This window comes from Canibacter zhuwentaonis (genome assembly GCF_018531145.1).
In the GTDB taxonomy this organism is placed as follows: Bacteria; Actinomycetota; Actinomycetes; order Actinomycetales; family Microbacteriaceae; genus Canibacter; species Canibacter zhuwentaonis.
Window position 1 is genome coordinate 160,544 of the sequence record NZ_JAHDSZ010000001.1, and the last position, 20,963, is coordinate 181,506.

Consider the following 20,963-nt stretch of genomic DNA (forward strand, 5'->3'; position numbering starts at 1 on the left):
ACTCTCATCAGCTGCACCGAAGCGTAGCTCCTTTGTGCCTTTACTATTAAAGTCCCTGGTCGGAGTCACGTCAGTGTTGTTAAGGATAATGAGCTGGCTTTCCTCTCCTGAGTCAATCATGTAGTCGAAGAGCTTAGGCGCTGATTATTGTTTTCCTGAACCTCGCTCAAGGTCTGAATGTTATCAATAGTGTTTGATGTTTCAACCCTTGCAGACTCTACATACCGAACCTGCTGGCTCTGATTTAGTTCGTTGTCATAGAACGGGCAATACGTGGGGACATCCAGTTCATCGATAGCATCTTCAGCGCTGATGACCGGACCTAGCCGGTTGAGGTTGCCGACATAAACACTCTGTAGCTTCCTCATATTTTTGTCTCAGCAGTAGGTGTTGCTGAATTTCAGCTTGGAGTTTCTGTGCAGATGCAGTGATTTCGGTTAGCTTGGCTGGAATTTTATCCTGTCTAGCAACGATCTGACCTAACTCTGCTTGCAAAGACTGCTGACATTCCTCACTGTTGGCAACCCCGGACGCCTCCAGCTTATCTTTTATCTCACCCCGGCGATGATCCATATCATCAAGCTGCTTGCTCAAGAAAGGAGTTAGCGCTCCCTTTTCGCACTTTTGCGATGCCGGGTCAGTTGTTTCACCTGAGAAAAGTCGGTGTTGTAAATTAGGCGCGAACGGGCTGGGAGGTAGCCCAGCACATTGTTGCCGCCACTTCCATCGCGGGTAGGCTTGACAGCACGTTTTCGCGCATGGTGTTTTGTGAGCATTGCGGTGGTTTGTGTGGAGTGAAGACCTGGCATTCGACTCGAAGTACAAGCAGGTCGTGTGGAAATGCAACGACCGTTACGACAAATACCATCCAAGCAAGACTCCAACCATCATGGATAAGAAGCTGCAAGCAGCATGGGTTAGCACAGTGACTGGGCTGGTGAAGCGGAAAAACCTTATCGACTGGGAGGAACTTCACACCGTCTTGGCTGACACAACAGGTGTTGAAGCTGGCATCCTCAACCTACAAGGCGAAATGGAAACCGTTGCTGGGCTAATGACCTATATGATTGAAGGCAACAAGCGAATCCAGCAAGACCAGGCTGACTACCTTGCACGCTTCACCCAACTGGAAGAACGCTACCAGCACACCATCACCAAACTGGATGAAGCACAAGGCTTACTGGCACGCAGGCAAGGGGTCGCAACTGAGCTGAAGCGCATACGCAAAGCCATCAACCAACTAGAACCAGAAGCCTTAGTGTGGGACGAAGTGTTCTATCGGATCATCACCGACCGGTTCATGATCGCCATGGACGGCAGCATCAAGGTCGAGTTCAAGAACGGTATCTAGTCAAGAAAGATAACTTTGAAGCTCTCTGTAACGACGATCGTGGAGTCATCACATCCCACTTATTCTAGAAAATCTGCTCTGGCCAGCAGTTTTAGAGCTTAGTTGTGGGGTGAACCGCTGGAAATGAAAAAGGACTACCTTCGTGCATTTGTATCACAAAGGTAGTCCTAATGGTGGAGTCGCCGGGAATTGAACCCGGGTCCATTTGGATGATTCCGTGCCTTCTACGAGCGTAGTTCGCTAAGCTGTTTTACTCGGTCTCGTTTACTGTTGCGAACTTCTGAAACGACAGACCCAGTTGCAGTTAAAGTCCCAAAACACCCTGCAACACAGTGTTTTAGCCAGTCTCCTAAATGACACCAGAACAGAGGCGGAGACGAACTCTGCCTGACGGACTTTACGGTCTTACTTATGCAGCAAGAGCGAAGTCGGCGCGTTTTACGTTTGCACCTATTTTTTGCAAGGGACATTAACGAGATGACCTTACATTCTCGGCTCGCTTCTCACGGTCTCAAATCGAAATGTCGAAACCGATCGACCCCTAGTGCTGTTTAATTTTCAACGATCTGCACATATAGTGAGAATATAAATCTATCGCAAAATATAGAGCGGGTCAATTCTTGGCTTTGGCTCTTAGCCTTGGCTTTGGCTTTTGGTGTGTCGGCTCTTGGCACTTGGTGTGTCGGCTCTTGGTGCGCTGCCTCTTGGCGCGTCCGTTCTTGATGCCTCGGCTCATGTGCGCCGGGTGCGGCAGGGCAGATGGGGGCGCGCAGTGTTTAAACCGCTATAATCGGAGCTATGAAAGTACTCATCGCGGTTGATAAGTTTAAGGGGTCGCTCTCGGGCGCGGAATTGGCGCGTGAGATAGCTGTTGGGCTGCGCGAAAACAGCCGGAGCGACACGGTAATATCCGTGTGTAATATCGCAGACGGTGGCGATGGCACGGTTGCGGCAGCTGTTAGCGCCGGTTTTAGCGAGCAGCGTGCGCAAGTGACAGGCCCGGCGGGCATCCCTGTTCGCGCCAGCTACGCATACCGCGCCAGCGATGCAACAGCCGTAATAGAGATCGCACAGGCGTGCGGTCTTAGCTTACTGGAAGGCGAGCTACTACCTCTAACCGCGACCAGTTACGGGGTTGGTGAGTTGCTATTGCACGCGCTCGACACGGGCGCGCGCCGCATTATTATTGGGCTCGGCGGCAGCGCCACAACAGACGCCGGCGCAGGTATGTTGCGCGCCCTCGGAGCGCGGTTTGAGGGCGTTGCGGCAGGGCACATTCGCGGTGCTAAAGATCTTGCAACCTTAACGGCTGCTGATCTCAGCGAAATTGACGAGCGGATCTTCGCAGCCGAGCTCACTGTTGCTTGCGATGTGAATAATCCGCTGCTCGGAGAAAACGGGGCCGCTGCGGTGTATGCGCCGCAAAAAGGAGCAACTGCTGCGCAGATCGCGCAGCTTGAAAATGCGCTGGAGCTAACCGCAAACGCGGTAGAGGATGCTCTTAAAACACCGCCCGGCAGCTACCGCGATTTGCCGGGCGCGGGGGCGGCGGGCGGTCTTGGTTTTGCCTGTATGGCCGTGTTGGGCGCAAAAATGCGTGCCGGCGCCGATGTTGTTTTTAACATAACAGGGTTTTATGAACAGCTTGCAACAGCGGATCTGGTGATCACCGGCGAAGGTAAGTTAGATGCGCAGAGCCTATGCGGTAAGGGGCCGGCGGCCGTTGCTGCTGCGGCAGCGGCCAGAAATATTCCGGTTGCTATGGTGTGCGGAGTTTCCGATCTAACGCCCGAACAGCTGGCTGACAGCGGTGTTGCCGCTGTGTATCAAACTGTTAGCGACACTGTGACTGTTGCGGAGTCGCTGCGCGATCCGCGCACCTATGTGCGTGCTGCTGCGGCTCAGCTCGCGCGCGATTTTGGGCTTTAGCAGTGGGGCGTTAGTTAAGTATCTGGCTGGGAGGCTTAAAAAGCATGGAGAAGCAGAAAAATGCCCGGGTTGAGAGCGTCTGGTGGAAAACGTCCGGTGGAAAATGTCCGGTGGAAAGCGTCCGGTGGCAGAAGATAACTGAGCCGCGCTCGTGATATTGCACAGGGTTTAAGATGTAAACGTTGTAATATGGGCATAACTAATCCCGGAACGCCTGCTAGAAAGTGATAACTGTGATCGCAGAAAACATTGCGCATTATCAAACGGTAAAAACTCCCGACGGTGATTTCACAGTTATAACAGCTTCTAACGGCGCGGTTTTAGCTTCGGGATGGACAGCGGATCACACCGTCCTGCGAGCACTGATTCATCCCAGACTGCAACCGGAGCAGTTCTGCGTGACAGACACCGCTGCGTGCAGCGCAGTCTTGGCGTACTACAGTGGCGATCCGGATCCGCTCGCTAATTTTGCTGTGAAACAGCACGGCGGAGAGTTTCACAGCGGTGTTTGGCATCAGATGCGGCAGATTCCATTCGGCAGCACGCTCAGCTATGCCGAGCTTGCGCGAGCCACCGGGAATGCTGCGGCGGTGCGTGCGGCCGCCAGTGCCTGCGCGCGAAATGCCGCGCCGCTGTTTGTGCCCTGCCATCGGGTTGTGCGCACGGGTGGCCAACTGGGCGGATTTGCGTGGGGCATGGAGCTTAAAAAGTCGATTTTAAGGTTTGAGTCATTAAATTAATCTGCATGCGGTATTGTTGTAAAACATGAGTGAGCCTGATAGAAAAACCGGGGGATACTGCCTCGACAAGATCTTCAAGATCACTAAAGTCGGTCATCTTTGGAGCGTTGCGCTGGCTTGGGCTTTGACCCTGCCGCTCGCGATCTGGGCGATATACGGGCACGTTAAGTTCATGCGAGCTGAGTGGATTATTCTAACAATCGGTGTTGCTGTTTTTGTAAACTTTATTTTGCAGCTGCTTGTTGCGGATAAAAACGGTTTTATTATTCGGCTGTCGGTGGGGATTTCTGGAAGCCTTGCAATTCTCTTTGTTAGCGGCGTCTGGACGCTGATTTCTAGGCTATAATAGAGGTATGATTCTTGGTTTTGAGATTTTTTTCCTGGCGCTATTGGGTCTTGCCTCAGCGGGTATTGCGTTTGTTAGCGGAGCTGTTGTTTACAAACTCTACAAGGGTCAGAAATAGTTTTCTAAATGCGCAGCGAGCTGTTTAAGATTCCGCAAGCTGTGCTAGATAGCTCTGGGGACGCAGTTTTGCACTACGGCAGCCCTTTTGCGGAAAGCCGCCATTTCAGCGAGGGCAGAGCTCTTGTGTCGCGCACTGATCTGGCGGTGCTGAAACTAGCCGGCACTGACGCGCTGAAAATACTGCACTCGCAAACAACTCAAAAATTAGATAGTTTACAACCCGGGCAGAGCGCGGAAACCTTGCTGCTCAGCCCGCAGGGTAAAATTATTGCGCAGCTTGCAATAGTGCACGCGGGCGATTGTATTCTGATAACACTGTTGCGCGCGCAGGCTCAGGAGATAGTGGATTATTTCACGCGGATGCGCTTTACGTTCGATTACCAGATTGCAGACTCGAGCGAAACCCTTTTTTGTGCGGATATTTGCGCGCCACGGGCGGCGCTTAAAAATATTCAGAACTGTGGTGCGTTGCGCGAGGCTGATTTGGCGTTGTGCGATGCCGATGCGGCACTGCGCGAGGCTGATTTGGCGGGTAGCGTTCCGATTTGGGGCGCGATACGCGAGTTTTTATCCGCCAATAATAGCGATATTACTGCGATCTGGTGTGATCCGTGGGTTTTTGCGGATTCTGCCGCGCAGATTTCTTACTACCGGGGCGGTGAGCATCCCGCAGCAACAGGGAACGGCACTGTGCGGCTGATTCTAGATGCAAAACTGCTGGCAGAGCTTGTGCGCGGCGGGGTATCCAACGGTTTGCGGCTGGCTGGCACATACGCGGTAGCAGCTCACGAAATTGCGCTGTGGCGGCCGAGCCTGGCGGATTTTGATGAGCGCAGCCTGCCGCACGAGTATGATCTTTTGCGTAGCAGCGTGCATCTTAACAAGGGCTGCTATCGAGGGCAAGAAACCGTCGCGAAGGTGCACAATCTGGGGCATCCGCCGCGCCGTTTGGTGTTTTTGCACCTCGACGGCAGTGACGCAATTCTGCCGGTTGCCGGGGATAAGATTTTTGCTGCGCACCCGTTAGGCGCAACAAAAAGTGCGCCAGAATTAGCAGCGGATTTGGTGAGAGTAGAAGTTAGCCCGGCAGACGCAAAAACAGTCCACGGGGGCGCGGAAGCTAGCCCGGCAACAGAGCGCCCAATCGGGATTGTGACGCGCGCGATAATGCACTACGAGCTTGGCGCGATCGGGCTGGGGCTTGTGAAACGCACCGCCAAAACGACCGATTCGTATGCGATAGTTACTAGCTCGGGCGCGACCGTGCGTGCCGCTCCCACGGTAATCGTGCCCCCCGATGCAGGTGCCACGCAGGCGCTCGACCCGCTGCTGCGTCAGCAGCTGCTGCGCCGCCAGTAATTGCGCTGTTATTAGGTGCGTCGCCAGTGGTGACGCTCTTTGCGAGGCAGCGGCGATTTACCACCAGCGCAGTGCGCGTCATCCTCACTGTCGTCCCCCAAACAAACGCACCGCTGTTGAGCATATACTCTGCCGGTGCGGATAAACTAATAAGCATGAGCAATACACTGATTTTACTGCGTCACGGGCAGAGCGAATGGAATGAAAAAAACCTGTTTACCGGCTGGGTAGACGTGCGCTTAACAGCGCAGGGGCGTAATGAGGCGCAGCGTGCTGGCGAGCTGCTAACGGCAGCTGGTGTGCTGCCAGATGTTGTGCACACATCCATGCTGACGCGGGCAATTATGACGGCAAACCGGGCGCTTGAGAGCGCCGACAGGGCGTGGCTTCCGGTACGCCGTAGCTGGCGACTTAATGAGCGGCACTATGGCGCACTGCAGGGCAAAGACAAGTCGCAAACGCTCGCAGAGTACGGCGAGGAGCAGTTCCAGCTGTGGCGGCGCAGTTTCGACACGCCACCGCCTGCAATTGCTGCAGCCGATAAATACAATCAGAGCGCGGATGTGCGCTATAGCGATATTGAAGTTCCGGTAACAGAGTGCTTAAAAGACGTTATTGAGAGGCTGCTGCCGTACTGGGAAGAGCAGATTCTGCCGGATCTGAACAGCGGCAAAACCGTGCTGGTAACAGCTCATGGCAACTCACTGCGGGCGCTCGTAAAACACCTTGAAGGAATTAGCGATGACGATATTGCATCGCTTAACATTCCAACGGGAATGCCGCTGGTTTACACGATTGACAGCTCTGGTAAAGCGCTGGGCAAGGGAGAATATCTTGACTATGAGGCTGCTCAAGAAGCAGCCGCGCAGGTTGCTGCGCAGGGTAAATAGGCTTTCTGCGCAATAAGTTAGAGGGCGCGCAAGCAGCTGTAATTTGAACAACCTGCGCGCCCTTTTAACTATCTAAAGGTTTTTAGAAATCGGGCATGATAGTGCTTTCGAGAACAGAGTTTAAGAGCTCTTCGGCTGCTTCTTCAGAGCTGTTCTTAGCGAGCGCCACCTCTGAGGTGAGAATCTGGCGAGCCTTCACAAGCATCCGCTTCTCACCGGCAGAAAGCCCCTTATCGTGCTCCCTGCGCCACAGGTCGCGCACAACCTCTGAAACTTTGAGAACATCGCCTGATGCGAGTTTTTCAAGGTTTGCTTTGTAGCGACGTGACCAGTTTGCTGGCTCTTCTGTGAACTGCTCGCGTAATACGGCGTACACTTCTGCAAGACCGGCGTCGTTGATTACATCGCGCACACCAACCATCTCGCATTTTTCTGCGGGAACTTCAATAGTGAGATCGCCTTGATGAACCTCGAGTTTTAGAAAAACTTTTGAAACTCCGCCGAGTTTGCGGTTTTTAATCTCAATAATCTTTGCCGCACCGTGGTGAGGGTAGATAACTGTTTCGCCTACCTCGAATTGCATAGTGGAATGCTCCTTAGCTTAGAAATCAGTGCCTCATATCAGGATAGCACATTCATTAACACCTAATCTGAGCGCGTCCAGTAGGTGCGTCAAACCGCGAAAATCTTCTTTTTTAGATATGATTAAAAAGACATTAAAAATATTTATCTCGGAGGGTAAGTTGTGAAAACTCGCACAGTAAAATTTTTTGCGCTTGCGGGGGTGCTCGCTGTTTCGTTAAGCGGCTGCTCGCTCGTAGCACCTGTGGCAACCACCAAACCATACAGCGCCAGCGATGGCATCAACCAGGACATTAACGGCATTAATCTGCGCAACATTATGCTGGTTGGGGCAAAATCCGGCAAGCCGCTGAACGTTGTTTTCACAGCGGTTAACAACACAGGTGATCCGCAAATTGCAACCATGAAGTTTATTGGAAGTGATGGCACCGAGGCGCAGGTTAAGTTCCTAGTGCCTGAGGGCGTGACGCAGTACGGTGACCCGCGCGGAGCTGCCGAAAACATCAACTGGGTTGATCTTGGCGCGCAGGAAATCGGTTCAACAGCAACCGCGTATCTGCAAGTTAGCGGATCAAACGAAGAGCGTGTTAACGTGCCAGTTCTTGACGGCACCCTTGACGAGTACAAACCTTATGCGGTAACCCCGCCTAAAAACTAAACAGATTTGCGGGGGTGTTGTTACGGATAATATCCCCCCGTTTATTTTTTGACACTCGGACGCTTGTTTGATCCGCTCGCAATTGCGTACTGCCCAGCTAGATTGTGCCAAACAGCAGCGCGCCCAGCAGAAATCCCACGACCAGCGCGAGTATCAGATTGTATTGCATAGTTAATACAGTAGATGCTTTATGATTAAAAACATAACTTTCTGTGAGATTATTAGTGTTGTAAATGTGCGCGGTGTTTATACCCTCGCGCGCTCGGTACGATAAGAAATGAGTTTTTAATGCGAGTTGTTTTTCAGCAAGAACTACGTGAAATTCAAGACGGGCTAGCAGAAATAGCTGAGCTTGTGATGGTTGCAATTGACAACGCGGCAACCGCGTTTGCGAGCAGCGACTTAACCCTGGCAGAGACCGTAATTCAGCAGGATCCGCTTGTTGACAGGCTGGTGCTGCAGCTTGATGAGCGCGTCACTGACGTGCTCGCCAGGCAGCAGCCGGTTGCGAGTGACCTGCGGTTGATGGTGAGTTCCTTGCGTATGAGCGCGTCACTGGAACGGATGGCGGATCTTGCGCAGCACATTGCGCAGCTGGTGCGGATGCGGTATCCGGATGCGGTTGTGCCGCAGAGTTTGCAACCGATTTTTATGCGGATGGGGCAGCTGGATATTGAGATGGCACAAAATATTATGCACCTGCTGCGCGAGCAGGATCTCGGCACGTGCTTTAAGATCCGTGATCTTGATGACGAGCTTGACGAGCTGCACGCGGAGGTTTTTGCAAAGGTGCTGAGCGCAACCCAGCAGCAAAAACCCGAGCACGTGATCGACGTAACGCTTGCGAGTCGGTATCACGAGCGTTTTGGCGATCACGCGGTCAGTATTTCAAAGCAGATGACTTACTTTTTGGCGGGCAACCGCTAATTTTAAGTTGCTCGCTGCGCGGCTAGTGGGTCGCTCGTTGCCAGCAGGTACGCAGTTTGCTGCGTCGCAGAAATCTGCTGGCTAAACAGTGGAAAAGTCACCGTTAAACAATAGATATAGATAGTTATGCAGCAGAAAATATATGATTCTTATCTGGCGCAGACGGTTGCTTTTGAGCCGCGCGAAGCCGAACAGGTCGGGATGTACGTGTGCGGACCAACTGTGCAGTCGCCGCCACATATTGGGCATCTCAGAAGCGCGCTTGTCTACGACCAGATGTGCCGCTGGTTTCTCGCGACCGGGCATCGGGTGACCCTGATCCGCAATGTGACCGATATTGACGATAAGATTCTGGCGAACGCTGCCGGCACGACAGCGCGCTGGTGGCAGCTGGCAGCGCGTGTTGAGCGTGATTTTAGCGAGTGCTACAGCGCTATTGGCGTTGCAGCCGGTGCGGCAGAACCCCGTGCGACCGGGCACATCCCTGAAATCGACGCGCTTATTGGGCGCCTTATTGAGCGCGGGTACGCCTACCAGAGCGACGACGGCAGCGTGTATTTTGACACTGTGGCGTGGAGCGGATACGGCGAACTAACACGCCAGAGCCTTGACGCGGTTGAAACCGGGGCAGAAACCGTGCCGGGCAAGCGCCACGCAACAGATTTTGCGCTCTGGAAAGCGCACCGGGAGGGCGAGCCCGACGATGCGCAATGGCAGATTACAAACGGCGCTGCCGGGCGTCCCGGCTGGCATATTGAGTGCTCGGCGATGGCAACGCGTTATTTGGGCAGCGCCTTTGATATTCACGGTGGCGGACGCGATCTGCGCTTTCCGCACCACGAAAACGAGCACGCGCAGTCGCGGGCGGCCGGTGACGAGTTCGCGAAATACTGGGTGCACAATGGGCTGATTAACGTTGGCGATCAGAAAATGTCAAAATCCCTGGGTAATTCGTTATTTGCGGCGGATCTGCTAGCGCAGACGGATCCGCTCGCGGTGCGGTATATGCTGGGCGCGGCGCACTATCGCTCAACACTAACGTTTAGCTTAAAGGCGATGGAGGAAGCGAGCGCTGCGGTAACGCGGATAGTGCAAGCGCTATCTCGCGCGGCGATCCTGTTGGGGGCTGAAATGCCACCCGTGCACGAGAGCTGCGAAGGGTTGGCAAAACTCGTTCCCGAGGCTTTTGCGCTGGCTATGTGTGACGATTTTGCGCTGCCGCAGGCGTTATCGTGCGTGCATGAGAGCGTGCGCGCGCTTAATACCGCATTGCAGCAGGAAGATGTATCAGCCGCTCGTGGGCACTGCGCCAATCTGGTTGCGATGCTTGGCGTTTTACACCTTGATCCGCGTCATGCGCAGTGGCATAATAAAAACGCTGCGGTCGCGTCCGCAAAATCTCATATAGCGCTTGATACACTGGTCAGTGAGTTGATTGCAAAACGCAATCTTGCTCGTGAACAAAAAAACTGGGCAGCCAGCGATGAAATAAGAGACTTTTTAAGCACTGCCGGAATTACTCTGACCGACACGGGTCAGGGCACAAATTGGAGTTTGTGATGGGTAACATTAGAAAGGGTCGACCCGGCGCGGTGCGTAAGAAGAGCCGTGGTAAAGCCGTTGGATCGGGAGGTCAGGGCAGACAAGCGCTGGAGGGAAGAGGCCCCACGCCGAAGGCGGAAGATCGCACATACCATCCGGCATATAAGGCGAAGTTGTTGCGCGAGAAGGCGAAGCTGCGGCGCAACAACAGCGGTGGTGATAACCGCGGTGGCGTGCGTGGCGGGGCGGATACCGAGACTGTAACGGGGCGCAATTCCGTGCTGGAGGCATTGCGCGCAAAGATTCCCGCAACCACACTGTATATTGCGCAGCGCACAGAGTTTGATGAGCGCGTGCGAGAGATTTTGGGCATTGCAACGGGTCGTGATATTCCCGTTATGGAGATCACAAAAGCGGAGCTGGACAGGCTTGCTGGGCGCGATAGCGTGCATCAGGGCGTGCTCTTGAAAGTTGCCGCGTACAGGTATGCGCACCACATGGACCTACTGGAACAGACTTTTGACTCTGGCGAAATACCGTTATTTGCGGTGCTTGACGGGGTTACTGACCCGCGCAATCTAGGCGCTATTATCCGCTCGCTTGCCGCCTTTGGTGGGCACGGTGTGATTGTGCCGCAGCGGCGCTCTGCGGGAGTGACTGCGGCGGCGTGGAAAACCTCGGCCGGTGCTGTAGCACGCTGCCCGGTTGCGATGGCGAGTAATCTCACCGGGGCAATTAAAGACCTGAAAAAACAGGGCGTTTTTGTTGTGGGACTTGACGGGCACGGTGAAACTGAGCTGCCGGGGCTGTATTTGGCGGATCGTCCGCTTGCGCTCGTGGTTGGCAGCGAAGGCAGCGGACTGTCACGGCTTGTTACGGAGCAGTGTGACGCGACTGTGTCAATTCCGATTAGCCAGGCGACCGAGTCTTTGAACGCGGCAATTGCGATGAGCATTGCCTGCTACGAGGTGGCAAAACTGCGCGCGGAGGATTAAACGTGCCGCAGTGTGGTGTTTAGTGCGTGGTGCGTGACGTGCCGTATATAACACTGTGCGCGCAAGTAGCTTTCGCGCTGCTGCATAAATCGTGCGCGGAGGCTTAAATCACGCTGTTTGCTAGATAATCGTGAGTTCTGTTACGCGCCAGCGAATGCCGGCGCGTTGCATCCGCAGCGCAACGGCAAAGGCGATTTTATCGCGCAGCAGCATCACAACGCAGTCAACAGTTTCGTTGTTCACGCGATAAAGGTGCGCGAGGGAACGGTTGCTGAGCCAGGTGACTTTTGCCGATTGCCCGCCCGCTGATTTCGCGATGCGCTGCTGTAAGCGCAGGGTTTGTGCCACGCTGTTGTTGATAAAAGCGTTTATTTTTGTGAGCGGGCGGTTACAGAAAACTATTTCCGCTGCGCACAGCGCAATGTTTCTCACGAGCAGCGGATCTGGCAGATCCGCCTTGTGATTGTGCCCCTGCATCTCGTGCGTTGTGCGTGCTGCGGTGACAGCTATGGACGTTTGGGCTGCTGAAGCCTGCGCTGTTTTAGAAAGCTGCTGTTGTGTAGCGAGCATAATTGCCCTTTCGGATTGTGTCCGGTTACAGTTTGCACCCCCAAACTCATTTACTCCGCGTCGAACCGGAACCTTTGTCTTTTATATATCAAAGATAAACACTTTTTGTTGTATTTAGCAAACGGGTTTCATGCCCAGGGTGTATTAGCTCTTTTATGCTTATTGCCTTCAGGGGTAACTCATAGAAAACCATGGTTTAATCAAAATATGTCTAACTTAGCTGAGATGGCAGAGAAATACACAAACCTTAACGAGGAGGAGATCTCTTGGTTGCAGGCTCTGGTGCGCGATTGGTCGTTGCTGGCAGATCTTGCGCTGGGCGATGTAGTGTTGTGGGTGCCAACCAAAGACTGTGAGTATCTGGCCGTTGCGCACAACCGCCCAACCGGCTTGATAACCGTGTTTTATCGCAGTGTTATAGGTGATTATTTGCGCGCCGACTGGGTTGACCTGCTGGAGCGCGCGCTAACAACAAACTGCCCGGCAATAGGCAGCGCACTCACCTGGTACGAGGAAGCGCCGATGCATCTTTCGGCGTATCCGATTGTTCGCAGAAACCCTGACACAGGCGAAAAAACCGCTCCTTTTGCGGTGCTCACCGTGCACAACGCGGCAAACGAATCGTATTCTGCAAATCGGATGGGGGCAGCTTTTAGAGAGTGCGCGGATGATCTGCTGATGATGATCCAGAACGGTGATTTTCCTTCGCGCAGCGGACACAACGGGCGCTTGCGCGGTGCACCGCGCGCCGGTGACGGGCTGATCCGCTTGGATACCGCTGGGAATATCACTTTCGCCAGCCCTAACACACTCACGAGTTTTGGCAAGCTCGGGCACAGAGCCGAGCTTGAAGATGAGAATTTTGCGGATGTTGTTGCGAGCATCACCGCGGGCACCTATGACACCAACGAGAGTATGCCGTTAATCTGCGCCGGAAAGATTGCCAGCCGGGCGGATGTTGAGGCTCGTGGTAACACGATCACGGTGCGATCAATTCCGGTTATTAACCAGGGCAAACGTGTCGGTGGCATTATTTTAACCCGTGATATTACCGATATTAAGCAGCAGACGCAGGAACTGATAACGAAAAACGCGACGATCCGCGAGATTCACCACCGCGTTAAAAATAATCTGCAGACCGTTGCGTCGCTGCTGCGGGTGCAGGCACGGCGCGCGCAGAGTGACGAGGCAAAGCAGGTTTTGGAGCAGGCAATGCGGCGGGTTACTGCGATTGCTGTTGTGCATGACACGCTCGCGTCGGGGCTTGATCAGATAGTTGATTTTGACGCGGTTTTTGGGCGCGTGCTGGGGCTAGCTGCGGAGGTTGCAAGCCACGGAAAAAGCGCGCAGCTGCACAAAAAAGGCAAGTTTGGGCAGATTCCGTCTGAGCACGCAACCGCGCTTGCACTGGCTTTGACCGAGATCGTCACCAACGCGGTTGAGCACGGATTGGTTGGCGGCGAGGGCAATGTTACAGTTGCAACCGAGCGGGTCGAGGGCAAACTCGTTGTGCGTGTTATTGACGACGGTGTCGGGCTTCCCGAGGGCAATGTTGTTGAGGGGCTGGGCACACAGATTGTGCGCATCCTGATTGAAGCGGAGCTGGGCGGCAGCATTAACTGGTCAAACGGCGCAAACGGCGGGGCGGTTGTTGAGATTCAGCTGCCGATCCGCTGGTGATACAGCCTTAGTTTGTGTGACCTGCTCGTTAAAATACAATTTCGCGTTGCCTGCAGATAAAATAGAGCTGTGATTGATCGTTTAAGTACCCTGTTTTTTAAGACCCTGCGCGAGGACCCAGCGGCTGCGGAGGTCGCGAGTCATAGGCTGCTCGTGCGTGCCGGTTATATTCGCCGCCAAGCACCGGGGGTTTTTGCATGGCTGCCGTTGGGCTTGCGGGTCAAAAATAAGATCAGCACGATTGTGCGCGAAGAAATGGCGGCCGCGGGCGCTAGCGAAGTGTATTTTCCTGCGCTACTACCGCGTGAGCCGTATGAGCAGACGGGGCGCTGGGGTGAGTACGGTGACGAGCTGTTTCGTTTGCGGGACAGGCACGGGGCGGACTATCTGCTGGCGCCCACGCATGAAGAAGTTTTTACGCTCCTGGCAAAAGACATTGTGACATCTTATAAAGAGATGCCGTTTGAGATTTACCAGATTCAAGACAAGTATCGTGACGAGGCGCGGCCGCGTGCAGGGCTGCTGCGGGGGCGCGAGTTTACTATGAAGGATGCCTACTCTTTTGGGCTGACTGATGAGCACTTGGCAGATAGCTATCAGCGACAGCGCGATGCTTATGAGCGTATTTTCACCCGTCTGGGGGTGGAATACGTCATAGTTACTGCCCAGGCCGGAGCAATGGGCGGGTCAAAGAGTGAGGAGTTTTTGCTTCCCACTACAGTTGGTGAGGACACCTTTGTGCGCTCTGCTGGCGGATACGCCGCCAACATTGAAGCGTACGTTACCCCGCAGCTGGAGGCGCGCGATTACAGCGGTGTGCCAGCTGCTACTGTGCATGAAACCCCGGGCGCTAACACCATCGATAAGCTTGTTACGCAGCTGAATAAAAGCGTGCCGCACCCTGAAAACCGGAGCTGGAGCGAGGCGGACACGCTAAAACACGTTGTTTTTGCGGTGACTAGTGCCGACGGGGAGCGCGAAGTAGTTGTTATTGCGATTCCGGGCGACAGGGTTGTTAACGACAAGCGGTTAGAGGTTGCTTTTCCGAACTGCGAGATTGAGCCTGCGACGGCAGCGGATCTTGCTAAGTATCCTGAGCTTGTGGCGGGATTTATCGGTCCCGTAAAAGACGGCGCGCGAGTGCTGGGCAAGGGCGGTGAGAGCAGTGTGCGCCTGCTGGTTGATCCGCGCGTTGTAAGCGGAACCGTGTGGGTCACCGGTGCTGCAGCTGTTGATAAACACGCTGTTGCTGTTGTGTGCGGGCGGGATTTTGAACCTCACGGATTTGCGGATGTGGCAAACGTGCGGGACGGTGATTTGGCGCCCGACGGGTCTGGCACGGTTGAGACGGCACGCGGTATGGAAATTGGTCATATTTTCCAACTTGGTAAAAAATATGCCCAGTCCCTGGGGCTTAGCGTGCTCAATGAGAACGGTAAGCTTACAACCGTCACAATGGGTTCTTACGGCATCGGCATTACCCGTGTTTTGGCGGCTCTTGCGGAGCTTAATCACGATGCGAAAGGGCTTGTTTGGCCGGTTGCTGTTGCGCCATATCAGGTGCATCTGGTGGCGGCAGGGAAGAGCGATGAAATCTACAAGATAGCCGAAAAAACGGCGGCGGAGTTTGCGGCGTCGGGGATTGAGGTGCTCTTTGATGATCGCTTGAAAGTGAATCCCGGCGTGAAATTTAGCGACGCGGAACTGCTTGGAATGCCGTACGTTGTTGTTATTGGGCGTGACGCCACTGGCGGACAGGCGGAAGTCTGGGACAGAGCAAGTGGCGATCGCGAAAAAATGGCTCTTGACCAGCTATTAGAGTGGCTTAACAGCAAACTTGTAAATAAACTTAATTGTTTTACACAGCGTGCTGCGCAGTGAGTTTTACACAGCATATTTAGCGGTTTGCGCGTTTGTAGCGGTGGTGGTTTAGTGTTGTAGCAGTAGTAACTTTTATTTTTTACTGCTTGTCTGTCTAAAGGTCGTGCCACAACCTAAACAGGAGTTGTTATGAACATTAAAGTTAGCTACGCAGAAATGGAGTCAGCGGCCACAGCGCTTGGCGCGGGGCGTGATGAAATAACGGCAAAACTGGCGGTTATGGAATCGCAGATCAGAAATCTGATTAGTTCTGGTTTTGTAACGTCTATGGCATCTGGAAAATTTGCAACCGCTTTTGAGGGTTACTGCACGGGTGCGCGCACTGTCGCTGATCAACTCACCGAAATTCAAACATTTTTGCGCCAAACCTCGCAAACAATGCAGGATATGGACGCGCAAATAGCAGCCCGCATTGGTTAATAGTGCTGGTGCGCTGCTATTTAGCGCAGGGATCTGTTAACACCGCTAAAACCACTGAAATTACTGGGCAAGATGATGCCCCGCAAGATTTTTGCGCGATGTTATCTGACAGCGACTTTGGAGGCTGCACTGCCGGATATGTGCTGCTGGAAGTGTGTTTTAACGAGCGTCTGCGAACTGCCGAGCTTGCGGCTTTGCTGTGCGGGCTTGTGGGGCGCGAGCGCGTTTATGCGCGCCCGGTGTTGCTGAAATACTGCGATGCCGCTAATGGGTGGTTGTTGTTATCGGCGCAGTCTTTGGTGCTTGAGAGCATTACGCCGGGAGTGCGTATAAAGCTTGCAGATTTTGTGGACGATTTTATAGCGGATCAGGTAACTGTTGAGTGCGCGCTGCTGGAACACAGCTTTGCCGGGATAGAAACCGCACTTTTAATGCCGGTGGTTGCTGGTATGTCTATTACGCTCGGGCGTGCCGGGGAGTGCGAGATTACGCTTAAAAATATTTCGGTTTCGCGGCGGCACCTGGAGATTTGTTTTGCAGAGGTGAACACTGTTTTTACGGATCTATCATCGCGCAACGGCACACTGGTGCAGGGTGAGTTGCTATCTGGTGCGGTAACGTTCACGGCTGCAGAGCCGGTGCGGTTTGTGTGCGGCAGGGTTGCGGGAGTGCTCACGCGGAATATTGGTGTTGCGGCAGGCGCTGGTGCTGCTGGTGCTATCGATTCTGCAAGTTTTTCTGCCCCCGTTGATTCTGGTGCTTTTGTGAGTTTGACAACCCCGGAAGAACTGGCGGATGCCGGGTATGCTTGTGAAGCGGACAGTTTCAAATTGAGCCAGAATGGGATTACGGCTTTAGCAGCAATAACGGCTGGAATGCGCGCGGCTGCTGAAGCTGAATCAGCAGCCGTAACTGATTGTGAGAGCGAGCTTGAGTTTGATCCGCTGCCGCAGCCTAACGATAAAAAGCAGCGCTTAAACACCGCCGCGCTTGTAGCGCCCCTGGTGATATCCGCCGTGATGTACTGGGTTACCAGAATGCCATATGTTGTTTTGCTAGCGTTAGCCTCGCCCTTAATGTTGCTGTTTAGCTGGCTGGATTCCAGAGTTTCGGATCACAAAAACAAACGGCAAGAATACCAAAATCACTGGCACGAAACCTCGCAAAAACTAGCAACGCTAGTGCGCGGCGCGCAGCAAAAACGTTTTGCTCACAGCGCCTTGATTGCCCAGCACCGCGCGGAGCTTGCGCGTTTGGGCGCAGCGGAGTTTATTGAGTGGGCGCAGCGGTTTTGGTTACGCAGCGGGTTGTATTTGGGGCTAACTGCGCACCCTAGCTGTGATGTGTCAGCGATTGTGCGCGCTTTAGCGCCGGCGCGGCATACAAGTTTGCGTCGTGTATTGGAACCGCATCTGCAGACCCCGCACCAGCTTTTTAGTGAGTTTTCGGGCGGCGTTGGCGGCGCGGGCGTTATGGGTGTTGCAGGAAGTACGGGCTGCATGGGTGTTGCGAAAGATGAGGGTTTTGCGAGTGCCGCAGGAGAGAGCGCACGGCTTGTGCATATAGTTGGCGCACCAAAAGTCTGCTGGGCTGTTGCGAGAGGAATTATTGCGCAGTTTATTATATGTTTTGCCGCTCGTGAGCGGGGCGCAACTGTGAGCGTATCCGCGCCTCAAACCGCGTTTACCGAGTGGGGAGCGCTGCTTTCGATGCCGTGCTGCAACATCCTGTCGCATAGCGGGCAGCACTCGGAAATAATTTTTGCGATTGTAAAAAACGCTGCGGATTCTGGCGCTGATCTTCGCAGTAGATTAACGCTGCGCATTGTTGATTCTGAGCGTGATCAAGCGCCGCAATTGCGAGGTGAGACTCTGCTATTAGACGACTTTGCAGAGAGCGCTGACGCGGTTGTGGGAAGCGCTTGTCTGTCGGGTTTTACCCACGAGCATGTCACCTTTAGTGCGCTTAACAACGCCGACTATAAGCGATTGTGTGCGCTTGTTACGAGGCGTTTAAGCATAGGCAGCGGCGTTACTGCGACGGCAAATACCTGGCTGGAGAGTGTGTTCGGGGTGACTTCTGGAAATTTTCGCGACACTGTTATTTATAACTGGATGGCAAGACCCACGCAGCCGCTTGTTTTTGATGCGCACACAAAATATGATCTTGTTGCTGACGGACCGCATATGCTACTCGCGGGAACAACAGGCGCGGGTAAGTCAGAGCTTTTACAGAGTCTGCTGCTGGGGCTTGCCTGCGCGTGCAATCCAGAGTCGCTGCGGCTACTGCTGATTGACTATAAGGGCAGCGCATCATTTGGTAAAATCGCTAAATTGCCTCACTGCGAGGGGCTGATTACTGACCTTGACGAAGGGTCCGTTGCCAGGCTGTTCAGGGTTATTAAAGCCGAGATGGTGCTGCGTGAAAAGCGGTTTCGAGAGGCTCAGGTAAGCGACTATGCTGAGTATCTAAAGCTGGGCAGAACAGATATTGCCCGCTTGCTTATTGTGTTTGACGAGTTCGCCGCGATGCTGCGGGATCATCCGGCAAGCAGCGACACCGTTGCTGATATTTCGCAGCGCGCTAGATCTCTGGGGATCCACCTGATAATTGCAACACAGCAGCCCGCGGGAGTAATTAGCAGCAAAGTGCGCGCTAACACGCAGATTAGGGTGTCGCTGCGGGTTATGTCGCATCAGGACAGTCAGGACGTAATTGGCTCGCCGGCGGCAGCGGCGCTCTCTCGCGCCATGCCGGGAGCGGGATTTGTTAAAGTGGCTGCTGAAATGCCGCGCAGGTTTAATGCGCCAGCCGTAAATGTTCCAGCCGATAAATGCGTTTCTAAAGCACGTTTTGTAACACCTGAAACCGATGTGGGAGGTGGGTGGTTTGTGCCCCCACAAAAGGGTGACACGGTTGCGCAACAGCTTGTGCGTGATTTGCGGGTACTCGCCTCACAACAAGCATACATCCCCGCTGTTATCTGGTTGGAGGAGCTTAAAGGCAGGCTTGACTGTGCTGTTGTCAACGGATTAGAGGGCTTGCGTGCGAGAGGATCGGAGCTTGGAAACACCGCTGGAAGCACGAGAAATACTGCCAGGAACGTGGGAAATTCTGCTGTGAAAGTGGAAAATACTGCCGAAAAAGCGGAAGACAGCGCTGGCAACACTGGAAACACCGCTGCAGACACGGCAAAGACGCGGCAAACAGCCGCAGACTGTTTTAGCACAGCACTTGCAGTGCAGGATTTGATTGTTGCAAGGCAGCGCCGCATTATCGACTGCAGAGACCTACCGTGCCGCGTTTTAGCAGTTGCCACCCGCGCTGAGAGTAAAACGTACTTTCTGACGCGAACTATTAACAGCCTGCTTAACGCCAATAAACAAGTTGTGTATTTCGGCGTAGAATGCCCTCGTGAATTAAAAGAGACGCCCAATTTGCTGCAAATTAACGTTACTGAGAGATACCGCACTATCAGGCTGTTGCAAAATCTAGGCGAGATTCTGGCGCGTTTTGGTGAGGCGACTATAGTTTGCGAGGTATCCGAACAGTTTTTGCAGTATTTTCACGGCGCAGACACTGCTTTTATTGAGGCGTGGCTAAGCGTTATGAATCAGGTCAGCGGGGTTTCTGTTGTGTTTATCGGCTCTAAAGGTGGTATTCTGCCACCGAGCATCGCTGATTTTAGCTTTGCAAAAGTGTTTTTAGACCCCGGCGCAGAGTATGAGCTGCAGGCTGCTGGAGCCAGCAAAGAACAGCTTTCTGAGATGGAGCGTTATACTGGACGGATCTTCTTTGCAGCAGACCGGACACTGGCGCAGGTGATGCGGTGCAGGGGTGAGTGTTGCAGAATAAAAACGCGGGAAGATAGCGCGTATCAAACTTTTTTGCGCGACCGCCACCTGCTCACAGACACGAATATTTTAGGTGCGGGCAGCTGCGCTGTATCTAGTCCTTACCGAGGGCGCTTTTATGATTTGTGCACGGGTCGTGAAATTAGAGTTTTAGACAGTGCGCGCTTTGTTTCGGTGCTGTCTTTAACCACTGGGATTGCTGCGCAGCAGGCGCTCAGCCTTGCATTTACCGAGGGCTTACGCACAGCGCAGCAGATTGTTGCTATAACAGATTTACAAGTTCCGCAGGAGCTCGCACAAAAGACTGTGGAGAGCTGTTACATTAGCGTTTTAAGACCGCGCGAGCTCACCGAGAGTAGCTTAACCAAGTTTTTCAGCGAGCTACAGGGGGTGACTGCGTCACATTCGAATGAGCTGACAGGATCTATTGCGTTGCCGTCAGGGGAGTTGCCGGGAGTTGCCGGACGGTTGTCAAATGTTGTTATTGTCGTCGCAGATTTACCGGAGCTGTTAAAAACAGTTCCTGACGCGATCCGCATTATGCAGCGTTATCAGAATGAAAACGGGCTGTGTCAGCTGGTTCTCGGGTACTGCGAAACGAGCGATTTTGACTGGGATACAAAAAGGATGCTTGATAGCGCAGACACCGTTTTGCAGTTTGGCGCATGTCAAACATCGGCTTTGCACAAGCGCTTGCAGCTGGTGGATTTCAGGCACGCAAAACTAGCAGAAAATCAGGCGTGTCTCTACAGGCAGAGCGGGGGATCGCCTGAAATTAGCTACGTACAGTATACGGCGGAAGCAAACAGTGACAGACTCACAGAAAGCGGGAGATTATGACATCTGGAATAAACATCACAGCAACGCATCTGCAGCGCGCCGGTTACAATCTGCGCCGCTTGAACGAGATACTGGCGAAACCGAAACCTCACGTTTTAGGAGAGATTCCCGGCATGGTATCCGTGGCTGGAGCGCGACTTGACGTGGATATAACGGCAGAGCTTAGTAACCTCTGCTGGCAGATTGAGCAGCTGTGCTTGAGCCTGGATGCGCTACATCACAACAGCGCAGAGTGCGATTTAATGCTTGCACAGCAGATCACGGAAAAACAAGGCTGAA

18 protein-coding genes and 1 other RNA gene are annotated in these 20,963 nt (G+C 53.6%); 15 read left to right on the top strand and 4 right to left on the bottom strand.

Features of this window, described 5'->3' with window-relative positions; all coding sequences use genetic code 11:
- Positions 1 to 303 precede the first annotated feature (303 nt).
- Entirely contained in the window at positions 304 to 594 is a 291-nt protein-coding gene (locus tag KJY78_RS00740; protein WP_214336515.1) for a hypothetical protein, read from the bottom strand.
- Between the two features lie 193 nt (positions 595 to 787).
- Between KJY78_RS00740 and KJY78_RS00745 the strand changes: the two genes are divergently transcribed.
- Complete coding sequence (locus KJY78_RS00745; RefSeq protein ID WP_214336517.1) at positions 788 to 1,351, top strand: hypothetical protein; 564 nt, start codon at positions 788 to 790, stop codon at positions 1,349 to 1,351.
- Positions 1,352 to 1,522: 171 nt separating this feature from the next.
- Here the strand turns inward: KJY78_RS00745 and ssrA are convergent.
- Positions 1,523 to 1,893: a transfer-messenger RNA gene (gene ssrA / locus KJY78_RS00750) on the bottom strand.
- Positions 1,894 to 2,149: 256 nt separating this feature from the next.
- On the opposite strand from ssrA, the gene KJY78_RS00755 reads away from it, so the two are divergent.
- From KJY78_RS00755 to KJY78_RS00775, 5 genes are all read left to right on the top strand, one after another.
- Positions 2,150 to 3,280, top strand: a complete 1,131-nt coding sequence (locus KJY78_RS00755; protein WP_214336519.1) for a glycerate kinase — start codon at positions 2,150 to 2,152, stop codon at positions 3,278 to 3,280.
- Between the two features lie 233 nt (positions 3,281 to 3,513).
- Positions 3,514 to 4,020 (top strand): methylated-DNA--[protein]-cysteine S-methyltransferase, encoded by a 507-nt coding sequence (locus KJY78_RS00760; RefSeq protein WP_348771146.1) that lies wholly within the window; start codon positions 3,514 to 3,516, stop codon positions 4,018 to 4,020.
- Between the two features lie 25 nt (positions 4,021 to 4,045).
- On the top strand, positions 4,046 to 4,366 hold the full coding sequence (locus KJY78_RS00765) for a hypothetical protein (protein WP_214336521.1): 321 nt from the start codon (positions 4,046 to 4,048) through the stop codon (positions 4,364 to 4,366).
- A 126-nt stretch (positions 4,367 to 4,492) separates the two neighbouring features.
- Complete coding sequence (ygfZ, locus tag KJY78_RS00770; protein ID WP_250544009.1) at positions 4,493 to 5,845, top strand: CAF17-like 4Fe-4S cluster assembly/insertion protein YgfZ; 1,353 nt, start codon at positions 4,493 to 4,495, stop codon at positions 5,843 to 5,845.
- Between the two features lie 155 nt (positions 5,846 to 6,000).
- Positions 6,001 to 6,735 (top strand): phosphoglyceromutase, encoded by a 735-nt coding sequence (locus KJY78_RS00775; RefSeq protein ID WP_214336522.1) that lies wholly within the window; start codon positions 6,001 to 6,003, stop codon positions 6,733 to 6,735.
- An 82-nt stretch (positions 6,736 to 6,817) separates the two neighbouring features.
- Here KJY78_RS00775 and KJY78_RS00780 read toward each other — a convergent pair whose 3' ends face one another.
- Complete coding sequence (locus KJY78_RS00780) at positions 6,818 to 7,318, bottom strand: CarD family transcriptional regulator (protein WP_214336523.1); 501 nt, start codon at positions 7,316 to 7,318, stop codon at positions 6,818 to 6,820.
- Between the two features lie 162 nt (positions 7,319 to 7,480).
- On the opposite strand from KJY78_RS00780, the gene KJY78_RS00785 reads away from it, so the two are divergent.
- The 4 genes from KJY78_RS00785 (at position 7,481) to rlmB (ending at position 11,439) form a co-directional block, all read left to right on the top strand.
- The gene (locus KJY78_RS00785) at positions 7,481 to 7,975 is read left to right on the top strand and encodes a DNA modification methylase (RefSeq protein WP_214336524.1); all 495 of its coding nucleotides are present in this window, start codon (positions 7,481 to 7,483) and stop codon (positions 7,973 to 7,975) included.
- 288 nt (positions 7,976 to 8,263) lie between these two features.
- Positions 8,264 to 8,902 carry a phosphate signaling complex protein PhoU gene (gene phoU / locus KJY78_RS00790; RefSeq protein WP_214336525.1) on the top strand — a complete coding sequence of 213 codons (639 nt, stop codon included), beginning with the start codon at positions 8,264 to 8,266 and terminating at the stop codon, positions 8,900 to 8,902.
- 126 nt (positions 8,903 to 9,028) lie between these two features.
- Positions 9,029 to 10,462: a cysteine--tRNA ligase gene (cysS, locus tag KJY78_RS00795; RefSeq protein ID WP_214336527.1), complete on the top strand. Its 1,434-nt coding sequence runs from the start codon at positions 9,029 to 9,031 to the stop codon at positions 10,460 to 10,462.
- Complete coding sequence (rlmB, locus tag KJY78_RS00800) at positions 10,462 to 11,439, top strand: 23S rRNA (guanosine(2251)-2'-O)-methyltransferase RlmB (protein WP_214336528.1); 978 nt, start codon at positions 10,462 to 10,464, stop codon at positions 11,437 to 11,439. The genes cysS and rlmB overlap by 1 nt, the downstream gene beginning before the upstream one ends.
- Before the next feature lie 120 nt (positions 11,440 to 11,559).
- Here rlmB and KJY78_RS00805 read toward each other — a convergent pair whose 3' ends face one another.
- Positions 11,560 to 12,009: an Rv3235 family protein gene (locus KJY78_RS00805; protein WP_214336530.1), complete on the bottom strand. Its 450-nt coding sequence runs from the start codon at positions 12,007 to 12,009 to the stop codon at positions 11,560 to 11,562.
- Positions 12,010 to 12,216: 207 nt separating this feature from the next.
- Here KJY78_RS00805 and KJY78_RS00810 point away from each other — a divergent pair, with 207 nt between their 5' ends.
- From KJY78_RS00810 to KJY78_RS00830, 5 genes are all read left to right on the top strand, one after another.
- A complete protein-coding gene (locus tag KJY78_RS00810) occupies positions 12,217 to 13,689 on the top strand; it encodes a sensor histidine kinase (protein WP_214336532.1) in 1,473 nt (490 codons plus the stop codon).
- A gap of 69 nt (positions 13,690 to 13,758) precedes the next feature.
- Positions 13,759 to 15,570 (top strand): proline--tRNA ligase, encoded by a 1,812-nt coding sequence (locus tag KJY78_RS00815; RefSeq protein WP_214336533.1) that lies wholly within the window; start codon positions 13,759 to 13,761, stop codon positions 15,568 to 15,570.
- A gap of 129 nt (positions 15,571 to 15,699) precedes the next feature.
- Positions 15,700 to 15,990, top strand: coding sequence for a WXG100 family type VII secretion target (locus tag KJY78_RS00820; protein ID WP_214336534.1), 291 nt, complete (start codon positions 15,700 to 15,702; stop codon positions 15,988 to 15,990).
- A gap of 8 nt (positions 15,991 to 15,998) precedes the next feature.
- Positions 15,999 to 20,684 carry an FtsK/SpoIIIE domain-containing protein gene (locus KJY78_RS00825; RefSeq protein WP_214336535.1) on the top strand — a complete coding sequence of 1,562 codons (4,686 nt, stop codon included), beginning with the start codon at positions 15,999 to 16,001 and terminating at the stop codon, positions 20,682 to 20,684.
- Positions 20,681 to 20,962, top strand: a complete 282-nt coding sequence (locus KJY78_RS00830) for a hypothetical protein (RefSeq protein WP_214336536.1) — start codon at positions 20,681 to 20,683, stop codon at positions 20,960 to 20,962. Before KJY78_RS00825 ends, KJY78_RS00830 begins: the two co-directional genes overlap by 4 nt.
- The last annotated feature ends 1 nt before the right edge of the window (position 20,963 follow it).